Source organism: Mariprofundus sp. NF, from assembly GCF_013387455.1.
GTDB lineage: Bacteria > Pseudomonadota > Zetaproteobacteria > Mariprofundales > Mariprofundaceae > Mariprofundus.
The window spans coordinates 118,092-136,315 of the sequence record NZ_VWNC01000001.1; the positions used below are offsets into that span (position 1 = coordinate 118,092).

The following is an 18,224-nucleotide window of genomic DNA, read 5'->3' on the forward strand; positions in this document are numbered from 1 at the left end:
ATTTGTGCCATCCTAGCTTTGAGCTTGAACCAGCTCCTTAATAATCTGCCATCTGGGGCCATTTTTTTCCATGATCAGCAGTTTATGATCCTCAGATGTTAATCTGTCGGATTCATAACGCTGGTCAAACTCGACAAACGCTTCCTTATCGTCATTAAACTTGATGCTGACGTTGGTAACTGCGATTTTTATGTAAGATTTGTTGGCAATAACTTTTTTTTTATAGCTTTTCCACTGCTCAAGAGTTTTTTTTTCAGGGGCGAAGTTTGGTGAGTAGAAAGCGAAGTACGCCTCAATATCTTGCTCACTCCATGCTTTACGCCACCCCTCAGCTGTGTTGAGCAGCTCCTGAGCATCCTGCTGGATGGCGGTATCTGGCTGTGAAGGGATCTGGAGGATATCGATGCTGCTGCAGTCGTGAATCTCAATCTTGGCTTTTGAGCGCAGGCCGGAGATCCAGCGTGGCGCCTGCTCCTGCATCTCAACGTTGGTCAGGATCTGGGTGATCTTATCACGGTGTGCTTCCAGTGAGTTGGGGTCAATCTTGCGCTTGGCAACGGTGCGAATGATGTGGAGTCCAAAGCTGGATTCAACCACGCCGCTGGTGCCGCCCGCATCCTGTGCAAAGGCAGTCTCTTCAAAGGCAGGAACCATCATGCCACGCCTGAACCAGCCAAGGTCGCCACCTTTACCGGCGCTTGGGCCTTGTGATGCCTCTTTTGCACGGGTAATGAACTCCTCTTCACTGGCCCCCTGCATCTCTTTGGCAATCTCTTCGGCACGTTGGCGTATTTTTGCACTGGTCTTTTCATCACTGAATGAGGGGACTTTAAGCAGAATATGCCGGGCATGTACCTCTTCATAGCTCTCACCCGCCGGGGTGGGTTCTTGCCAACGCTCCTGCATGACTTTCAGGATATGGTAGCCGGAAGGGGATCGAATCGGCTGTGTAATAGCGCCAACGGGCAGATCCAGTGCCGGAGAGAAGCGTTTGGCAATACCGCTCTCCATGACCCAGCCCATGATGCCACCCTGATCACGATCAGAGGATTCAGAGTGCACTGCTACCAGCTGTTTGAAATCATTGCCGGCCAGTAGTTTGCTATGAATTGCTTTGATTCTGCTGCGAACGTCAGCGATTTGAGCCGGAGTTGGTTCACTCGGCAGTGGCAGGAATATCTGGCCCAGTTCCACTTGCCTGCGGGGTTTGGGGTCGGCGAGGTATTTGCGATGGTATTCGCGCAGCGCCTCTTCACTTATTTTTATGTTACTGCGCACAGCGATGTTAATCAGTTTGCCGATCTGAATCTGCTCTTTGAGGTTGCGCTTATACTCATCAAAGCTCATGCCTTGCATGCCCAGTGCCTGCTCAAGTTGGCCGGGCATCAGGTTGTTCTGCATCTCCATCTTCTGAACAGCCTGCTCGACCTCTTCACGACTTACTCTGAGTTCAAGTTTGGCTGCTTCCTGCAGCTGAATGGTTTTTACAATCGTGCTTTCAAGCGCACGTTTGAATAGCTGATCACGTGAACCCGGCTGCTCAACACCACTGGCTTTGAGCTGCATGAGCATAGTGTCAGTATCGCGTTGGATATCATAGCAGGATACGGCTTCGTTATTAATGATGGCCGCAATTGAGTCAAAAGTCTCCGCCTTGGCGACTGAAAATGTCATCAGAATCGCTATCAGCAAAATGGTGAAACGCATGGAACCTCCACAGAGTGTTGCAAATGGCATAAATCAGCGAAAAGGGGTGCCGAATTGTCCGGTTGATGGGTTTTGTGAAGTTTTACTATCAGTGCAGAGAAACAAGTAAAACTATCACGAACCGACGCTACCGAGTCCTTTGAATTCAAGCAAGATACGGAAGCCTATGTTGGCTGCATTGGTGGTGCCGGTACGGCGGTTGGTGCGGTATCCTTCCGCCCCCAGTGTCCAGCATGGATGCTGGTATTTAAGCGTTACCGAGCTCTGCTGGGAGAGTTTTAGTATGGTGTCATATTGCCATGTGCCTGAAGCATGCCAGCGATTGGCGAGGCGAATGTTTGCCGTTGCGTTAATGGTTTGCGATCTGGCAGTGAATCTGGCGTCTGTATAGGCGTAACTGAGGTTCAGGGCATTACCACTGCCATCGGTATAGCCTGCAGTCGCATAACCCGTTGCCCAGTAACGCTCAGCATGGTTGTACTGACCACTTCCAGCAATATGAAAACCGGCAACAGGTGACCAGATCGCCTCAGCCAACAGGTTGGAGAAAGGGCGCGGAGCTGCAGCCTGAAGAACGGGATCAATACTTTTTCTGAATCGATCATAAGAGGCCCCGGCGCGAAGGATTAACAGGTCGCGGGCCGCTTGATCAATATCCGGTTTGTGCTGCAGGCGACTCTCCAGTACCAGAGTGGCGCGATTGCTGCGCTCGATGCGGTCATTACCGATAAAGCGGTTGCCGGAAAGCAGGTTGCTCCAGTTCAGGCCACCGAAGCCTGAATCGAAATTGGGCAGCGCGCTCTGGTCAGGTGCATCGATATAGTCGTAACGGATAATGGGTGAGATCAGATGACGCCAGCTGCGGCTATCACTGATGCGTTCGAAATCGCTGCGCAGTTCGAGGTTGGCTTCAAAAGTTGAGCGGGTGGGTTTGTTGTTGGTCAGATTGGTTTGCTGCAACCAGTAACGCGTGTGATGGGCTCCAACCTGCATATTGGCTGAGAGGCCTCCACCTGCAAGTTGCCATGGAATTTCCACATAGGGGTGCAGGTCTATGCGTCCCCCATCGACACCAATTTTTCTGTCGAAACGTGTAGTTTGCTGATCAAAGTGGAGAAGAAGATTTGGAAACAGTTCCAGCTGCATGCGGCTTTCGACTCTTGGCAGGATTTGCAGTGTTGTTTTGTTGTTGGCCAGTAGCAGGTTTTGCTGGTGACGCGCCTGCACCATCCAGTCTCCACTGAAACTATTGAGATCAAAGCCCTGAGAAAGGGTGGCATGGCTGGTCAGGTAATAGGCGCTGATATTGTCACCGGTGTCATAATCGGCCAGATAATCAGGGTCGCTGACGAAATCGCCATCGGCATCGAAGGCGAAATTTGCAGGTAGATCCCAGTGCATCTTGCCATCAAAGCGGTAGCGCTGCCTGTTGATCTCAGCATCGTCTATCCAGGCCCCCTGCAGTCGTTCAAAGCCAAGGCTGGAGATGTGCCGCAATTCTCCCGAGCCCATCACGCCACGCGCACTCATCCAGTGGGGGGTAGCTGTGAAATCCCAGCTGGGATCGATAGCCAGATAGAGAGGCAGAGCCACCTCAGTTCCACGCCTTTTTCCTGATGCTACCTTGGGCATAAGCAGGCCTGATTTTCGCCGCAGCGGTTGCTGCCACCAGGGCGCGTAGAGCACAGGCACACCCCAGAGTTGAAATCTACTGTGCTGCACAGTCAGAGAGCCGTCTTGCTGATCAAGCTCTGCTTTTGTGGCTGCGATAGACCATGACTCTTCATCGATCGGGCAGGCTGAATAGGTCAGCTCTTCGGCCTCAAAGCGCTGGTCATCAATGCGTTTGACCCGTTCGGCAACCAGACGCGCACCATCGGGCAGGATGATCGTCGCTTTGTTCATGTGGCCGGTTTTACTGTTGGTCTGCATGATTGCATCTTCGGCTTCAATGGTTGCCTGTGCCGACTCAATCACTACATGTCCACGCGCTTCGAGAATTTGCTGTTTGCTGCGATAGAGCACTTCATCCGCACGCAGCGTCTCATTCTCTCTTTTGATAATCACGTTGCCTTTGGCGATGATTACACCATCAGCACCGCGGGATATTTCATCAGCTGAAATATCTACAGGGGCTGCACTGGATGCTGTTGCAGCAAGCAACAGGGTGGTGGCAACGAGAGTCTGTAAAATCCGGCGCAGTTTGAGCATGGGGTGGCAAGCTATCTTACAATTCCCACCCGTCCACTTTACCGTGCTGATGCAGCGCTGTTGCGATCCGCGTTTACAGAGGATCAGAGCGGTTTAATGGCGAAACCGAGGTAGTTGACTGAGAGGTCATCAGAGAGTGAGAAGCGGTCGCTGAGCATGGCATATGAGAGCCCTTTCAGATCTTTGATCTCAAGGCCCGCATCGCGCAGTGCACTGTTCATCTCTGAAGGTTTAATAAACTTGGCATACTCATGGGTGCCTTTGGGCAGCCAGCCGAGAATATACTCCGCGCCCAGAATAGCTTTGATATACGAGGTGGGGTTACGGTTGAGGGTGGCGAAAAAGAAGTGCCCGCCGGGTTTAATCATGGCGGCGCAGGCGGCTACTGTGCGCGGCACATCCGGGACATGCTCCAGTACTTCCAGGCAGGTGACTGCATCATAATGCTCAGCATGGTTCTCAGCCCAATTCTCAGCATCATTCTCTACATAATCAACCGATACCCCTGACTGCTCGCTGTGCAGACGGGCAATAGCCAGTGCTTTGGGTGAGCGATCAAGGCCGGTGACTTTGGCACCACGTGCGGCCATGTTTTCAGCCAGCAGACCACCACCGCAGCCGACATCAAGCACGGTGGCTGTAGCAAGCTTTACCTGCCGGTCAATATAATCGAGCCGGATCGGGTTGATTTTGTGCAGGGGTTTGAATTTACCGGTGGGATCCCACCACTCCTCTGCCATCGCTTCAAATTTGGCGATCTCATCGCTGTCAAAGTGCTGTGTCTGCATAAGCGCAGGCTGTCTTTCAAGCGCATTGAAGGCAAGTGGTGATCTCTCTTGTTGCTGCAGATAACAGGGCTGGTCAGGCAAAAAAACACGGGTAGGCTGCCCGTGTGTTCGGACGAATAATGGCAACCAGACTACTGCAGGCTATTCCCACCTTACTGGGCGTGGCTACGCTGGTCTTTTTTCTATTGCATTTGGTGCCGGGTGATCCGGTTGATGCGCTGCTGGGCGAGACTGCGATGCAGGCTGATCGTGAAGCGTTGCGACAGGCGCTTGGTCTTGATCAGCCGATTCTCTTTCAATATGGCAGCTACCTTAGCGGCCTTGCCACAGGCGAGTGGGGCACATCGCTGGTGGATCACCGGCCGGTGCTGGAGCGTATCCTTGAGCGGGTTCCGGCCACTGCACAGCTGGCGATTGTTAGTCTTATACTGGCGGTGATTCTTGCACTGCCACTGGGTTACTGGGCTGCCCGCCATGCCGGTAAAAAAGAGGATGTGGCGGCGATGAGTTTCTCGCTGATCGGTGTTTCGATCCCCAACTTTTGGCTGGGGCCGATGCTGATGCTGCTGTTTGCCGTAGGCCTTGGCTGGCTACCGGTCTCAGGCATGGATCAACCCGGTTCGATCATTCTGCCTGCAGTAACGCTGGGAACTGCGCTGGCGGCTGTGTTGTCGCGCATGGCCCGCTCCTCATGGCTGGAGGCGATGAGTATGGATGCCACACGCACGGCACGTGCTTTCGGTATCTCTGAACGCTTGATCTGGTGGCGTCATGCCGCACGTCTGGCTGCGATTCCTGTGATCACCATGTTTGCTCTGCAGCTGGGTGCTGTGCTTGGTGGTGCAGTGATCACAGAAACCGTATTCGACTGGCCGGGACTGGGATTGTTGACCATTGAAGCGATCCAGCGCCGCGATTACCCGCTGGTGCAGGGTTGTGTGCTGCTGATTGCCGGTTTTTATGTGTTGGCCAATCTCTTTGCCGATCTGCTCGGTCTCTGGCTCGATCCGCGCCAGAGGCACGGAAGCTGATATGTCCCGTTCAGCCCTGAGACTGGCAGGTTTTTGCCTGACCTTCCCACTGCTGGTGCTGCTGGTTTCAGCAGTGGGTGGCATCGAGAGTCATGCCATTGATCTTGATGCGGTGTTAAACCCCATGAGTTCATCCCACCTGCTTGGCACCGATGCGCTGGGGCGTGATGTGCTGGCACGCCTCTCTGAAGGCCTTCAACTCTCCCTGATGGTGGGTGTCACCGTTGTCCTGTTTGGCGGCTGCGTGGGTATTTCTATCGGCATGCTGGCTGGTTGGATGGGGGGCTGGATCGATGCGCTGCTGATGCGTATTGCTGATATCGTGCTCTCTTTCCCCGGCATCCTGCTGGCCATTGCACTGGCTGCGATGCTCGGCCCCGGCATTGATAATCTGGTGATGGCACTGGTGGTGGTCGGCTGGGTCGGTTTTGCCCGTCTTTCGCGTGCGCAGGTACTCTCCTTTAAATCCGTACCGTTTGTTGAAGCGGCTATCGCCAATGGTTCATCGGTTCCTTACATCGCCATTCGTCATCTGCTGCCCAATATCGCCGCACCTCTACTGGTTGAAGCCAGTTTCGGCCTTGCTGCCGTGATCATTGGCGAAGCAGGCCTCTCTTTCCTCGGTGTCGGTGTGCAACCGCCCGATGCATCACTCGGCACCATGATCCGTGAAGGCACCCGCCTGATGCTGGTCTCCCCCGGCCTTGTCATCTGGCCCGGTCTGATCCTCTTCTCACTGGTGATGGCCGTGAACCTTCTCGGCGACGCCCTGCGCGATAAACTCGATGTGCGCATGGATGTGAAATCATGAATGGCTGCTTCCGACCCAAAGCAGTCATTCAATTGATTGGCACTAGGCTGCTATTATTAGGGGGAATACATTGAAGAAGACCAATAATGCACTGCCTCGATTGGCTGGCATATTAATATTATCTGTCTTCTGTTCTTTCTTTATCTTGGCTTATATGTATCCACTAAAGCCCCATTCATTACTTGGTTGGATTACCTTATATTTAATTTCATTACCAATAACTTACATCTTCGAAGAAGGGGGCAAGAAGCTGCTTGAGAACAAGTTCACTGCCCGGATCGGATCTGCAGGTCGTATTCTGTATGCCGTAATCTTGTTTGGTTTATTCATTGCATTGGAAGTTATGTTTATGCCAAACCTAGAACCATACTTAACTGAATGGTGATGAATGTCCGCTCCTTTAATCGGGCCATTCAGTCAAGCACCCAAAATATACCGAGTAAAACTCGGTTTTGTCTCTCGTGGTGGGTCACGCTCCTTTCCGCAGTCGGGTTGGTTAAACTAACTCGCTGCACGCATAAGTCAGACAGATTGGAGAGCCAGGCTTTTGGTCGCGCTATTATGCGCAGCAGACATTTACGGCTTCATCCAGACATTCGTCCACACGAGGGACGTTTCTGTTACTACTCTAAATCAGTTCATAGTTTTACCTCAGTAGAGTTGTAACGGAAATCGGTCTCATCAATCCACATCCTGTGCAAGATGACAGCAAGCTTTCGTGCCACAGCAATCACTGCACGTCGGTGTCCTTTGGTTTTTGAGAGGCGCACTCCCCATGCCTTGAGATAGGTCCACTTATCGGATCGGATAACCAGTGAGTGCGCTGCCACATAAAGGGCAGAGCGAACATCGGCATCACCTGCTCTGGAGATATGACCGGGATTATCCAGCTCACCTGACTGGAACCGTCTTGGTGTTAAACCGAAGTGCGCTGCTACAGTCCGTGATCGCTTGAACCTAGATGGATTATCCACACCAGCCTTAAAGGTTAAGGCTGTGATTGCTCCAACACCGGGCACTGTCATCAACCGCTGGCAGACCTCATCCTTTCTTGCCATCGCTGTCACTTGAGCATCCAGCTTGAGATAGGTTTGATAGAGCATAAGCCGCGCATCGAGCAAAGGGATCAGTGAATCAACCATTAAACCGTGCTCTTCGATGATGGGTCGAACGAGATCATCAAAAGCACCATGTTTCAGCGTTCCGGGGAGTTTAATGCCAAGAAGTCGGATCAGGCCACGGATCTCATTCTCCAGATCAACACACTTCTTCAGCACCGCTTTCCTACCTGAGAGCAGGGCTCGGGTCAGATGGCTCTCCATGCTTTTGACATACACACGGCTGTACCAACCACTACGCAGGATCTGTGCGATACCACGGGCATCATTCCTGTCCGTTTTGTTACGCATGGCTGATAAAGCAGCACTGACCTGTCTGGCTTCCATACAGATCACTTCAAAACCTGCAGCTTGCAGACCATAGCTAAGATATTGAGTCAGTGTTCCTGCCTCAAAACCAACTGAGCAGACCTCCGGACTGAATCGTTTCAGTGCAGCAGCTATCTCGTCCACTTCTGAAACTACTTTATCTTCAAAACAGATATTGCCATCACCATCAATAATACAGATGGAAACAGAACGCAGGGATACATCTAATGCTGTATGGAAAACCATGATAAACCTCCTATACTCACTCACATCTGAGGGGTACTAGGAGCTTAGACGATAATCGTCAGCCCGATTGCCGATGCTTCTGGCCGTAAGCGGACATTCAGAATAAAGGTTATAAGCTATGAAAAGGCCAATATTTCTGAAGGTGCGTGTTGTTGATGAATGAACATCTGATTATCGGATTGCAGGGTTTACAGCTCACTGAGCAGGAGAGGGTGTGGCTGAAAGAGAAGCCACCACTCGGGGTGATTCTGTTTGCCCGTAACATTGAGAGCCCGGAGCAGGCAAAAGCACTGCTGGATGATGTGCGGGATTGTACCGGCGTGAAGACGTGGGCGGCGATTGATGAAGAGGGTGGTCGGGTCAATCGGCTGCCTTGGGCGCCGTTTAACAATCGTCGGCATGCTGCTGAGTATGAATCTATATATAAGATGGATGAGCAGGCAGGCGTGGATGCGGTTTATGAGGATAGCCTGATCGTGGGCAGGGCGCTGGCTGAGCTTGGATTTACGCACAACTGCGCACCGGACCTTGATCTGTTTCATCCCGAGGGGCACGGCATCATCGGAAAGCGTGCCTATTCGAGTGATATTGATGTGGTGGTTGCGCTGGGGGCAGCCTGTATGCGCGGGTTGCACGATGCGGGCATTGAAGCGGTGGGTAAACATTTCCCCGGACATGGTCGCGCCAATGCTGATTCGCATGTGGCGGTGCCTGAGGTGGATGCTGCTCTTCCGATCCTGCTTGAGGAGAGTGAGACCTTCCGACGATTGATCAAAGAGGGGTTAAAGCATGTGATGACTGCGCATGTGATCTATACGGCAGTCAATCGCGACGTGGGTACACTGTCGCCATTCTGGATTCATCATGTGCTGCGCGAGCGCATTGGTTTCTTCGGGCAGGTGTGGAGTGATGATCTCTGTATGAAGGGCGTCGGTGACGATGTTGTGCAGGCCGCTAATGCGGCATTGGAGGTCGGTTGTGATGTTCTGCTGGTCTGTGAGCCTGAGGGTGTGGCTGAAGTCTACCGCAGCCTGGAGGGTTAGCTTTTACCGATATCGAAGGTGTGGCCCAGTAGTTTTTCCGCTTTTTCCGGCGGCAGAGGCGGGCTGAACAGGTAGCCCTGAATCTGGTCGCACTCACAATCACACAGGAACTGCAGTTGTTCCACTGTTTCAACGCCTTCAGCAACCACACCGAGCTCAAGCGCTTTGGCCAGTGAGATGATCGCTTTAGTGATGGTGGCATCCTGCTCATTCTCCGGGATGTCCATCACAAACGAGCGGTCGACTTTGAGGATATCGATCGGGAAATGTTTGAGGTAACTCATACTGGAGTAGCCGGTACCGAAATCATCAATGGAGATTTTCAGCCCCATCTCCTTGAGCTCTTTGAGTACCCGCATGGCTGCATCAGCATCCTGCATCAGAATACTTTCGGTGATCTCAAATTCGAGATAGGCCGGATCTATGCCTGTTTCGGCCAGAATCTCTTTTACGGCGCCAACCAGTGCGTGGTCGGTGAACTGATGGCATGAGATGTTTACCGAGATGACTACTGGATCAGCACCTGTTTGGCGCCACGCCTTCTGCTGCTGACATGCTGTTTTGATAATCCATTTCCCCATTGGAATGATCAGCCCGGACTCCTCGGCAACAGGGATGAAATCGATGGGTGATACCATGCCTCTCTCCGGGTGAATCCAGCGGATGAGGGCCTCAAAACCAACCACTTTTTGGCTGACAGTATCGACTTTGGGCTGATAGAAGAGGGTCATCTCATCATTTTTCAGTGCTTTGTAGAGTTCACCTTCAAGCTGAATCCGGCACTGGCTCTGTACACGCAGATCATCATCATAAAAGAAGACACCATTTCTGCCTTTGTATTTCACTTGATACATGGCGGCATCGGCATGCTTGAGCAGGGAGTCGATGCACTCACCATCCTCGGGATAGACCGAAATACCGATAGATGATGTTACCACCACCCGATTGCCGCTTAACATCACCGGCTCATTCAGAGAGGCGAGAATACGTTCGGCAATCAGACTGATATGTCTGATATCCTCAATATCACTGAGCATGACAGTGAACTCATCACCGCCAAGGCGGGCCAGAGAGTGGCCATTGCCATCATCGCGCTCTGAACCGGCCAGATCGCTGGGGCGAATGCTTCGGGTCAGGCGTTTTGAGACCTCTTCGAGAAGCTGGTCACCGGCATCATGACCGAGGCTGTCATTGATGCGTTTGAAGTTGTCCAGATCAAGGAACATCACCGCAACCTTGGTGCCGTTACGGGATGCCTGTTTGATAGCTACTTTGAGATGCTCCTTGAACAGGGTGCGGTTGGGCAGGCCGGTGATGGCATCGTAATAAGCCAGCTGGCGGATCTCCTCTTCGGTGTTCTTGCGCTCAGTGATGTCCTGAAGTGTGCCGAAGAGCTGGGATGGGGTTCCATCCGGTTTCCGTTCGGCATGCATATGGATGATGCGCAGCTCACCGTCCGGTGGTGTGATGCGAAATTCGGTATCGGCAGGGATATTTTCTTCTGCACGTTTGATCGCTTTGTCAAAAATGACTCTGTCATCGGGATGGATGGAGGAAAGCAGCAGTTGATGAAAGATGCATGCTGAGGTGCGCGGTACGCCGAAGATGCGATAGGACTCTGTGGAGACATGAATCTCCTTGCCGCTGGTGTCCCAGCTCCAGTTGCCGAGTTTGGCAATGCGCTGTGCATCGGAGAGCAGCTTGGCGCTAAGTGTCGCCTCTTTCATGGCCCGGCTGGCGCGCAGGGTATACTGAATGCGATGGCCGATAATGGGCCAGTTGATCGGTTTGGATATAAAGTCGGTGGCACCACTGTCAAAAGCACGTTCAATTGCATCGACATCATCCTGACCGGTCATAATGATGAGAGGGACATTGTGGCCGTTGGGTAGCTTGCGCAGCGCTTCGCAAAGTTCATAGCCGTTCATCAGTGGCATGGTGACATCCACTAGCAGCAGATCCGGTGCGGATGCTTTAAAGAGCCCCAGCGCCTCTACGCCATTGGCCGCTTCTACGACAGTGTAATCGGAGTCGTGCAGGATCTCTGTCAGCGTCTCGCGCAGGATCTCATCATCATCGACCACCATGATGGTGGCCAGAGAGTTGAAGGGCTTGTGGTTATCAGGCTGTTGCATGGGTTCCAGTCTCAGCAAATCGTGTGCCATTTCTGAATGGGTAACGGATGACTGTCAGTGTGGTTTTATTGATTGGCATAAACTACCAACTTCTTTGTTGTGACACGGAGGCTTTCAATGCTTCAGCGCTGCTGGCGGTCAGGATTGAAAATAAAGCCACCCTGGTGAGAGAACTCAAGCTGGGCCTGTTGTGGGTCTTCAGCGTGGTCGACAATCAGGTTTTGCAGTCGCGGAGTACTATCGATTTTCACCGACTCAAAGCGAAGAGCTAATCCCATCGCCGTGGTTCGAATAACAACGGCTTCGGCTTCAATAGGCAGTTCATGCTGAAAATGGCCAAGCAGGATGCTGACTGTGCAGCGGGTGCCTGCTTCAAGTTTAAGGTTGGTTTTCAGAAAGGTGCCATTCATGCTCACATCGAGCACTTCGACCTCCACTGGTTCTTGATGCTCAAGGGTTAACAGTGCTGCAACTTCAACCTGAGAGCGGGTGTATCTGCGGTGATTGCTATTTGGCATCGAGTCTCCCTGTTGAAGGTATTGTTCGACTTAACTATATACATGACGCTGGTTATGGCAAAGGCATGTGTGCAATTGATGGCTCGGCAGCTTATGGTTTTGCTGTTGATACTTGAAAGTGCGGGAAGGTGGGATGCGAGAAAGAAGCAAAAAAATGAACATGACCAATAAAATTCTGCTCTGGATGGTTGCCGGACTGATTGTCGGAAGTCTGATCAATAATTTTGCATCTGATAACCGATGGATTCAGACCTATCTGGTTATGGGTCTATTTCATGTTGTTGGTGCAATTTTCATCAGTATGTTAAAGATGCTGGTGGTGCCACTAGTCACTTTCTCTCTGATTTGTGGTGTATGTGGCATCGGGGATATCAGCAAGCTTGGCCGTGTGGGCGGAAAAGCATTCGCTCTGTTTATGTTTACCACGGCTTTGGCCATCAGCCTCGCCATTGCCATCGCAACACTCTTTGCTCCGGGGCAGGGTTTTGAACTTGCCTCTGCAGCCACCGGCTCCTTTGCCGCCCCTGCTGCTCCACCATTGAGTCAGGTCTTTATTGATCTTGTGCCGGGCAATCCGATTGCCGCATATGCCGAAGGCAATATGCTGCAGATTATCTTTTTCACCATTCTGTTTGCTGTCTGCATTTTGATGGTTGGAGACGCAGGCAAGCCCATTATCGATATCTCCGAGCGTCTGAATATGGTGATGATGGAAGTGGTCAATGTGGTGATGCATGTGGCTCCCATCGGCGTCTTTGCCTTGATGGCTAAAACCTTCTCCTTGCAGGGCATGGAGATGATTCTGCCCATGCTCGGTTATTTTGCAGTGCTGGTTGGAGCCCTGATCCTGCATGCAACGGGAACACTGATGATTCTGCTTAAGGTGCTTGGACGGGTCAGTCCGCTGCAATTTCTGCGTAAAATGCGCAGTGCCCAGATATTCGCATTCAGCACCTCAAGCTCAAACGCCACGATTCCGATCACGCTGCAATGCGTTGAAAAACGTATCGGTGTTGATAACTCCACAGCCTCTTTTGTCGTACCCTTTGGTGCCACGATCAATATGGATGGCACAGCGATCATGCAAGGCGTGGCAACAGTATTCATTGCCAATGTTTACGGTATTGATTTGGGCCTTACCGGTTATCTGACTGTGATCGCCATGTCGGTTCTGGCATCTATAGGCACAGCGGGGGTGCCCGGTGTGGGGTTAATCATGCTGGCGATGGTCTTTAATCAGGTCGGTCTGCCTGTTGAAGGCATTGCTCTGATTATTGGTGTGGATCGTTTGTTAGACATGATCCGAACCGCAGTAAATATCACGGGTGACGCAGTCATCACAACCATTGTGGCCCGCAGTGAAAACAGTATTGATATGGCGATATTTAACGATCCGGATGCAGGCCATGCGAAAGATGTAGCACTGCCAGCAGTTCATCCCGACAGAGCAAAGGTAGCATCTAAGGTCTGATAAGCGCCGCTGATCGGGTTCATGGATGAGTTATTAAGTTATTCTCTGAATTAACTAGGAGTTGGTGTTTGCTGACCAGGTTGCATCGGCTGCGAACGAGTTGTCCTATCTATTAATAGAAGGGGCGTTAGTTCCATTGGGGATGTGGCGGAATTACACTCGGTGTAATAAATATTTGCATGCATCGAAACCTGTCGCTATGGTTCGCCGCCCTAATGAAAAGGAAAGAAAATAAGAGGTAAGAACGTTCATGTCTTTGGCGCTGGAAGAAAAAAACACAATTATTGAGAAATTTCGTCGCAGTGAAGGCGACACAGGTTCACCAGAAGTACAGGTTGCTCTGCTGACTGAGCGTATTAACCAGCTCTCTCAGGGTCACTTTAAAGAGAACCATAAAGATCATCATTCACGTCGCGGTCTGCTTAAGATGGTCGGCCAGCGTCGTAGCTTGCTCGGTTACCTTAAAGGTAAAGACTTCGGTCGTTATCGTACCCTTATCGAAGCCTTGGGTCTGCGTAAGTAAAACAGTTTCAGGCGGCCCTTTCGGGCCGCCTTTTTTCTTTATACCGGTTTTAGCCACGCCAAAGACAGCGCGTTAATAAGGAAGTAATCCATGTTTGATGTAAAAACTACCCAGGCCGAAGTAGCTGGCCAAACAATCTCATTCGAAACAGGGCGTGTAGCCCGACAGGCCGGTGGTTCGGTTCTGGCTAAGGTTGGCGACGTTGTTGTTCACGTTGCTGCAACCGCTGCCAAGCAGCCACTGCAGGGCGTAGATTTCATGCCGCTGACTGTTCACTATCAGGAAAAAACATACGCAGCAGGCCGTTTTCTTGGCGGTTTCTTCAAGCGCGAAGGTCGTCCATCCGAGAAGGAGACTCTGACTTCACGTCTGATCGACCGTCCAATTCGCCCACTGTTCCCTAAAGGTTATTTCCACGAGACTCAGGTCATCGCGACTGTTATCTCTGCTGATGAAGCTACCAACCCGGACATCATCGCTATCAACGCTGTATCTGCTGCACTCTCGATCTCTGATGTTCCATTCGCTGAGCCTATTGCAGCTTCCCGCGTTGGCCTGATCAATGGCGAGTTCGTACTCAACCCGACTTATGAGCAGGTTGCAGAGTCTGATCTGGATCTGATTGTTGCCGGTACCCGCAGTGCAGTACTGATGATTGAGTCTGAGGCTAAAGAGCTCTCTGAAGAGCAGATGATCGATGCGATCATCTTCGGTCAGGAAGGTTACCAGCCTGTACTCGATGCCATTGAAGAGCTGGTGAAACTTGCTGGTAAAGAGAAGCTGGTTGTAGAGCTGGCAGGCAACGCTGAAGTGAAGGACGCTGTTAATGCAGCATTCGAAGCTGATGTTCGCGAAGCTTATGCCATTGTCGATAAGTCTGCGCGTGCAGCCAAGATCGATGCTTTCCGTGCAGCTGCACAGGAGAAACTGGCTGGTTCTGAAGAGAATCCGGGTCAGTTCTCATCTAACGATGTTAGCTCTGCGATGAAGAATCTTGAGAAGAGCGTTGTTCGTCGCTCTATCATTGCCGGCAACCCGCGTATTGATGGTCGTGCAACCGATCAGGTTCGCGCCATTGATTCACAGATCGGTATTCTGCCTCGTACCCATGGTTCTGCCCTGTTCACCCGTGGTGAAACTCAGGCGCTGGTTACCATTACACTCGGTACCGAGTCTGATATGCAGATGACTGAATCTCTGGAAGGCGTAGCTAAACAGCGTTTCATGCTGCACTACAACTTCCCGCCATACTCTGTTGGTGAAGCACGTCGCTTCGGCCCTCCGGGACGTCGTGAGATCGGCCATGGCCGTCTTGCCCGTCGTGGTATTGAAGCTGTTCTGCCTGCAATGGATGATTTCGGTTATGCAATCCGCTCTGTATCCGAGATTACTGAATCTAACGGTTCATCTTCTATGGCCTCTGTATGTGGTACATCTCTGGCATTGATGGATGCTGGCGTACCTGTGAAAGCAGCTGTTGCCGGCGTTGCCATGGGTCTGATTCTTGAGTCTGACGGTTATGCAGTTCTGACCGATATTCTGGGTGATGAAGATCATCTCGGCGATATGGACTTTAAAGTGGCTGGTACCCGTGATGGCGTAACCACGCTGCAGCTGGATATCAAAATCGGCGGTCTGACCCGTGACATCATGAAGGAAGCACTCGGCCAGGCGCATGCCGGTCGTATTCACATCCTTGATGAGATGGCCAAATGCATCGAAGCACCACGCGGTTCTATTGCTGACCATGCACCTCGCATGATCACCATGAAGATCAAAGCGGACAAGATTCGCGAAGTGATCGGCGCTGGTGGTAAAGTGATTCGTGGTATCGTTGAAGCAACCGGTGCCAAGGTTGATCTCGAAGATGATGGAACCGTGAAGATCTTTGCAGTGACCGGTGAAGCTGGTGAAGCGGCCAAGAAGATGATCGAAGATATTGTATCTGAGGTTGAAGTTGGCGCGATCTACACCGGTAAGGTTGTCAAACTGATGGACTTCGGTGCATTCGTTCGTGTTGTTGGCGGTACTGATGGTCTGGTTCATATCTCACAGATTGCCAACCATCGTGTTGATAAAGTGGCAGATGAGCTCTCTGAAGGTCAGGAAGTTCGTGTGAAGGTACTGGATGTTGATCGTAATGGTCGTATCCGTCTCTCTATGAAGGCGCTTCTGGAAGAAACCGAGAGCTAATGAGGCTTAATTCAAGCTGTTCGGAAGAGGTGGGCTTTTGCCCGCCTCTTCTTGTTTGTGGGTGAAAATGACTGAATCGTATTATCAAGAAACAGATCTGAGTGACGGGCCGCTGGTGCTTACGCATGAGATGCCTGCTGCCCAGAGTGTGGCACTCGGCATCTATATCGATGTTGGCAGCCGTGATGAGTCTCTTTCAGAGGCTGGTATCACGCATGCGCTGGAGCATATGCTGTTTAAAGGCACCAGAGATATGGATGTGCATCAGTTGGCCGAGAAGCTTGATGAACTGGGCGGCAACGCCAACGCATATACTTCCAGAGAGCGCACCTGCTTTCATCTGCATGTGCTGCATGAGAAGTGGCGCGAGGCACTCGATATCCTGATGGCTATGGTGCAGGAGCCTGCACTGCCTGCCGATGAGTGGCCGCGTGAGCGCGAAGTGATCTATGCCGAAATGGCCATGGTGGAAGATACGCCGGAAGAGTGGATCGTTGATCAGCATGTGGAGGCACTCTTCCCTACAGCAGCCATCGGTAAACCTGTACTCGGAACTCATGACTCTCTGGCAGCGATTGGTGCAGAGGATCTGACCGGTTTTTTGAATCGCTGGTATCGATCCCCTCGCATGCTGGTTACCGCGGCCGGTAATATTTCTCATCAGCAGCTTGTTGATGCTGTGGCAGAGGCAAGCTGGCGAAAGAGGGGTGAAGCGGTAGCCCGACAGCAGCCGGATGCTATGGCGACAGGCGTGCAGTCGCTAAAGCGTGAAGGCGGACAGGCACAGATCATTGTCTCGGTTGCAGGAATTCCTGCCAGCTCAGAAGAGCGGCCGGTGGCGTGGCTGGCCAATCAGGTGCTTGGTGGCGGTATGAGTTCACGACTGTTTCGTGAGGTGCGCGAGAAGCGTGGGCTGGCCTACAGTGTCGGTTCACACATGAATTCACTCAGTGATGTCGGAACCTGGAGTGTCACCTGTGGCTCAGAGCCTGAACGGGCTGCGCAGTGTGTATCTCTGCTCTCCTCGTTGATGGATGATTTTGCTGAAAGCATCACCCATGATGAGGTGGAGAGAGCTCGCCGGCAGCTGGAGGTTCAGCTGCGTATGGGGCTGGATTCAGTGGAGGGGCAGATGCTCTATCTGGGTGGCAGGCTCGATGAGTCTGTGCTGATTTCTCCGTTGCAGTGGCTTGAACGAATCAGATCGGTAGATGCTGATACCGTTGCACAGTGGTCTGCATCCCGCCTATCGGCTGAAAAGCTGTGGAGCATTGCCGCACCTGAGAAGGCACTTTCAGAAATCTGTGGTAGAATTCGCTGATGTTTACCGCTATCAAAGAAGATATACGCACCGCATATGACCGTGACCCGGCCGTTCGTTCGGCATGGGAGGTTCTGACCTGCTATCCGGGGCTGCATGCGATCTGGATGTATCGTCTGGCCAATGCGCTGTGGCGTCGACGCTTGTTTTGGCTTGGGCGTTTTGTATCGCATATGGCCCGTTTCTTTACCGGCATTGAGATTCATCCTGGAGCAACCATAGGTCGGCGTTTCTTTATCGATCATGGCATGGGCATTGTGGTCGGTGAAACTACCGAGATCGGGGATGATGTGACGCTCTATCACGGTGTTACCCTCGGCGGTACAACCTGGGAGAAGACCAAACGTCATCCCACGCTTCACAACGGTGTGATTGTCGGTGCAGGTGCGAAGGTGCTGGGTGCGATTACCATCGGACAGCAGTCACGCATTGGTGCCAACTCGGTGGTGTTCCGTGATGTGCCTGAGCACTCAACGGTTGTAGGTATTCCCGGCACAGTGGTGGCAACAACCGAATCACTGATTGAAGATGGTAAAATTAATCTTGATCATCATCTGCTTGCTAACCCGGTATCTGAAGCGCTCGGCCATGTGCTGAAAATGATTGAGGACGTGAATGCGCGCATTGATACCTTCCATCCCGATGCCAAAGGCAGAGAAGCAAAAGAATCCGATGATCTTGATAAGGATCGCCTGAGTGAGCAGGAGAAGCTGGAGCGCTTTCTTGGTGGCGGCATCTAGGGATTCGTCGGGCTCCTCCCTTATTCGATTTACAGGCCATGCATTATTTATTGATCTTA

At 51.9% G+C, this 18,224-nt stretch carries 15 protein-coding genes; 9 read left to right on the plus strand and 6 right to left on the minus strand.

Translation table 11 applies throughout. From position 1 onward, the window contains the following. Positions 1–12 precede the first annotated feature (12 nt). The 3 genes from F3F96_RS00605 to ubiG all read right to left on the minus strand — a co-directional run bounded on the left by F3F96_RS00605 (position 13) and on the right by ubiG (position 4,706). Positions 13–1,707 carry a peptidylprolyl isomerase gene (locus tag F3F96_RS00605; protein ID WP_176961323.1) on the minus strand — a complete coding sequence of 565 codons (1,695 nt, stop codon included), beginning with the start codon at positions 1,705–1,707 and terminating at the stop codon, positions 13–15. Positions 1,708–1,821: 114 nt separating this feature from the next. Next, positions 1,822–3,918: an LPS-assembly protein LptD gene (locus tag F3F96_RS00610; protein WP_176961324.1), complete on the minus strand. Its 2,097-nt coding sequence runs from the start codon at positions 3,916–3,918 to the stop codon at positions 1,822–1,824. A gap of 83 nt (positions 3,919–4,001) precedes the next feature. Next, positions 4,002–4,706 carry a bifunctional 2-polyprenyl-6-hydroxyphenol methylase/3-demethylubiquinol 3-O-methyltransferase UbiG gene (gene ubiG, locus F3F96_RS00615; RefSeq protein ID WP_176961325.1) on the minus strand — a complete coding sequence of 235 codons (705 nt, stop codon included), beginning with the start codon at positions 4,704–4,706 and terminating at the stop codon, positions 4,002–4,004. Positions 4,707–4,810: 104 nt separating this feature from the next. Here ubiG and F3F96_RS00620 point away from each other — a divergent pair, with 104 nt between their 5' ends. The 3 genes from F3F96_RS00620 to F3F96_RS00630 all read left to right on the plus strand — a co-directional run bounded on the left by F3F96_RS00620 (position 4,811) and on the right by F3F96_RS00630 (position 6,933). Then, entirely contained in the window at positions 4,811–5,737 is a 927-nt protein-coding gene (locus tag F3F96_RS00620; RefSeq protein WP_176961326.1) for an ABC transporter permease subunit, read from the plus strand. A gap of 1 nt (position 5,738) precedes the next feature. Continuing rightward, a complete protein-coding gene (locus F3F96_RS00625; protein ID WP_176961327.1) occupies positions 5,739–6,548 on the plus strand; it encodes an ABC transporter permease in 810 nt (269 codons plus the stop codon). A 70-nt stretch (positions 6,549–6,618) separates the two neighbouring features. Then, on the plus strand, positions 6,619–6,933 hold the full coding sequence (locus F3F96_RS00630; RefSeq protein ID WP_176961328.1) for a hypothetical protein: 315 nt from the start codon (positions 6,619–6,621) through the stop codon (positions 6,931–6,933). Positions 6,934–7,186: 253 nt separating this feature from the next. Here F3F96_RS00630 and F3F96_RS00635 read toward each other — a convergent pair whose 3' ends face one another. Further along, positions 7,187–8,221: an IS110 family transposase gene (locus tag F3F96_RS00635; protein ID WP_176961329.1), complete on the minus strand. Its 1,035-nt coding sequence runs from the start codon at positions 8,219–8,221 to the stop codon at positions 7,187–7,189. Between the two features lie 155 nt (positions 8,222–8,376). Between F3F96_RS00635 and nagZ the strand changes: the two genes are divergently transcribed. Further along, on the plus strand, positions 8,377–9,264 hold the full coding sequence (gene nagZ / locus F3F96_RS00640; RefSeq protein WP_176961330.1) for a beta-N-acetylhexosaminidase: 888 nt from the start codon (positions 8,377–8,379) through the stop codon (positions 9,262–9,264). Here nagZ and F3F96_RS00645 read toward each other — a convergent pair. Continuing rightward, entirely contained in the window at positions 9,261–11,399 is a 2,139-nt protein-coding gene (locus F3F96_RS00645) for a bifunctional diguanylate cyclase/phosphodiesterase (RefSeq protein WP_176961331.1), read from the minus strand. The genes nagZ and F3F96_RS00645 overlap by 4 nt on opposite strands. A gap of 122 nt (positions 11,400–11,521) precedes the next feature. Continuing rightward, the gene (locus tag F3F96_RS00650; RefSeq protein ID WP_176961332.1) at positions 11,522–11,917 is read right to left on the minus strand and encodes a PilZ domain-containing protein; all 396 of its coding nucleotides are present in this window, start codon (positions 11,915–11,917) and stop codon (positions 11,522–11,524) included. A gap of 154 nt (positions 11,918–12,071) precedes the next feature. On the opposite strand from F3F96_RS00650, the gene F3F96_RS00655 reads away from it, so the two are divergent. The 5 genes from F3F96_RS00655 to cysE all read left to right on the plus strand — a co-directional run bounded on the left by F3F96_RS00655 (position 12,072) and on the right by cysE (position 18,165). Next, positions 12,072–13,388, plus strand: coding sequence for a dicarboxylate/amino acid:cation symporter (locus F3F96_RS00655; protein WP_176961333.1), 1,317 nt, complete (start codon positions 12,072–12,074; stop codon positions 13,386–13,388). A gap of 250 nt (positions 13,389–13,638) precedes the next feature. Continuing rightward, a complete protein-coding gene (gene rpsO, locus F3F96_RS00660) occupies positions 13,639–13,911 on the plus strand; it encodes a 30S ribosomal protein S15 (RefSeq protein ID WP_176961334.1) in 273 nt (90 codons plus the stop codon). A gap of 90 nt (positions 13,912–14,001) precedes the next feature. Then, positions 14,002–16,104: a polyribonucleotide nucleotidyltransferase gene (gene pnp, locus F3F96_RS00665; RefSeq protein ID WP_176961335.1), complete on the plus strand. Its 2,103-nt coding sequence runs from the start codon at positions 14,002–14,004 to the stop codon at positions 16,102–16,104. A 67-nt stretch (positions 16,105–16,171) separates the two neighbouring features. Further along, positions 16,172–17,425, plus strand: coding sequence for a pitrilysin family protein (locus F3F96_RS00670; RefSeq protein WP_176961336.1), 1,254 nt, complete (start codon positions 16,172–16,174; stop codon positions 17,423–17,425). After that, positions 17,425–18,165 carry a serine O-acetyltransferase gene (gene cysE / locus F3F96_RS00675; protein ID WP_176961337.1) on the plus strand — a complete coding sequence of 247 codons (741 nt, stop codon included), beginning with the start codon at positions 17,425–17,427 and terminating at the stop codon, positions 18,163–18,165. Before F3F96_RS00670 ends, cysE begins: the two co-directional genes overlap by 1 nt. The last annotated feature ends 59 nt before the right edge of the window (positions 18,166–18,224 follow it).

What these genes read in the sequence shown, in the direction of transcription:
- pnp (WP_176961335.1), top strand. Translation starts at nt 14,002, where the DNA reads ATGTTTGATGTAAAAACTACCCAGGCCGAAGTAGCTGGCCAAACAATC.
- F3F96_RS00645 (WP_176961331.1), bottom strand. Translation starts at nt 11,399, where the DNA reads ATGCAACAGCCTGATAACCACAAGCCCTTCAACTCTCTGGCCACCATC.
- F3F96_RS00625 (WP_176961327.1), top strand. Translation starts at nt 5,739, where the DNA reads ATGTCCCGTTCAGCCCTGAGACTGGCAGGTTTTTGCCTGACCTTCCCA.
- F3F96_RS00655 (WP_176961333.1), top strand. Translation starts at nt 12,072, where the DNA reads ATGAACATGACCAATAAAATTCTGCTCTGGATGGTTGCCGGACTGATT.
- cysE (WP_176961337.1), top strand. Translation starts at nt 17,425, where the DNA reads ATGTTTACCGCTATCAAAGAAGATATACGCACCGCATATGACCGTGAC.
- F3F96_RS00605 (WP_176961323.1), bottom strand. Translation starts at nt 1,707, where the DNA reads ATGCGTTTCACCATTTTGCTGATAGCGATTCTGATGACATTTTCAGTC.
- ubiG (WP_176961325.1), bottom strand. Translation starts at nt 4,706, where the DNA reads ATGCAGACACAGCACTTTGACAGCGATGAGATCGCCAAATTTGAAGCG.
- F3F96_RS00650 (WP_176961332.1), bottom strand. Translation starts at nt 11,917, where the DNA reads ATGCCAAATAGCAATCACCGCAGATACACCCGCTCTCAGGTTGAAGTT.
- rpsO (WP_176961334.1), top strand. Translation starts at nt 13,639, where the DNA reads ATGTCTTTGGCGCTGGAAGAAAAAAACACAATTATTGAGAAATTTCGT.
- F3F96_RS00635 (WP_176961329.1), bottom strand. Translation starts at nt 8,221, where the DNA reads ATGGTTTTCCATACAGCATTAGATGTATCCCTGCGTTCTGTTTCCATC.
- F3F96_RS00610 (WP_176961324.1), bottom strand. Translation starts at nt 3,918, where the DNA reads ATGCTCAAACTGCGCCGGATTTTACAGACTCTCGTTGCCACCACCCTG.
- F3F96_RS00670 (WP_176961336.1), top strand. Translation starts at nt 16,172, where the DNA reads ATGACTGAATCGTATTATCAAGAAACAGATCTGAGTGACGGGCCGCTG.
- nagZ (WP_176961330.1), top strand. Translation starts at nt 8,377, where the DNA reads ATGAATGAACATCTGATTATCGGATTGCAGGGTTTACAGCTCACTGAG.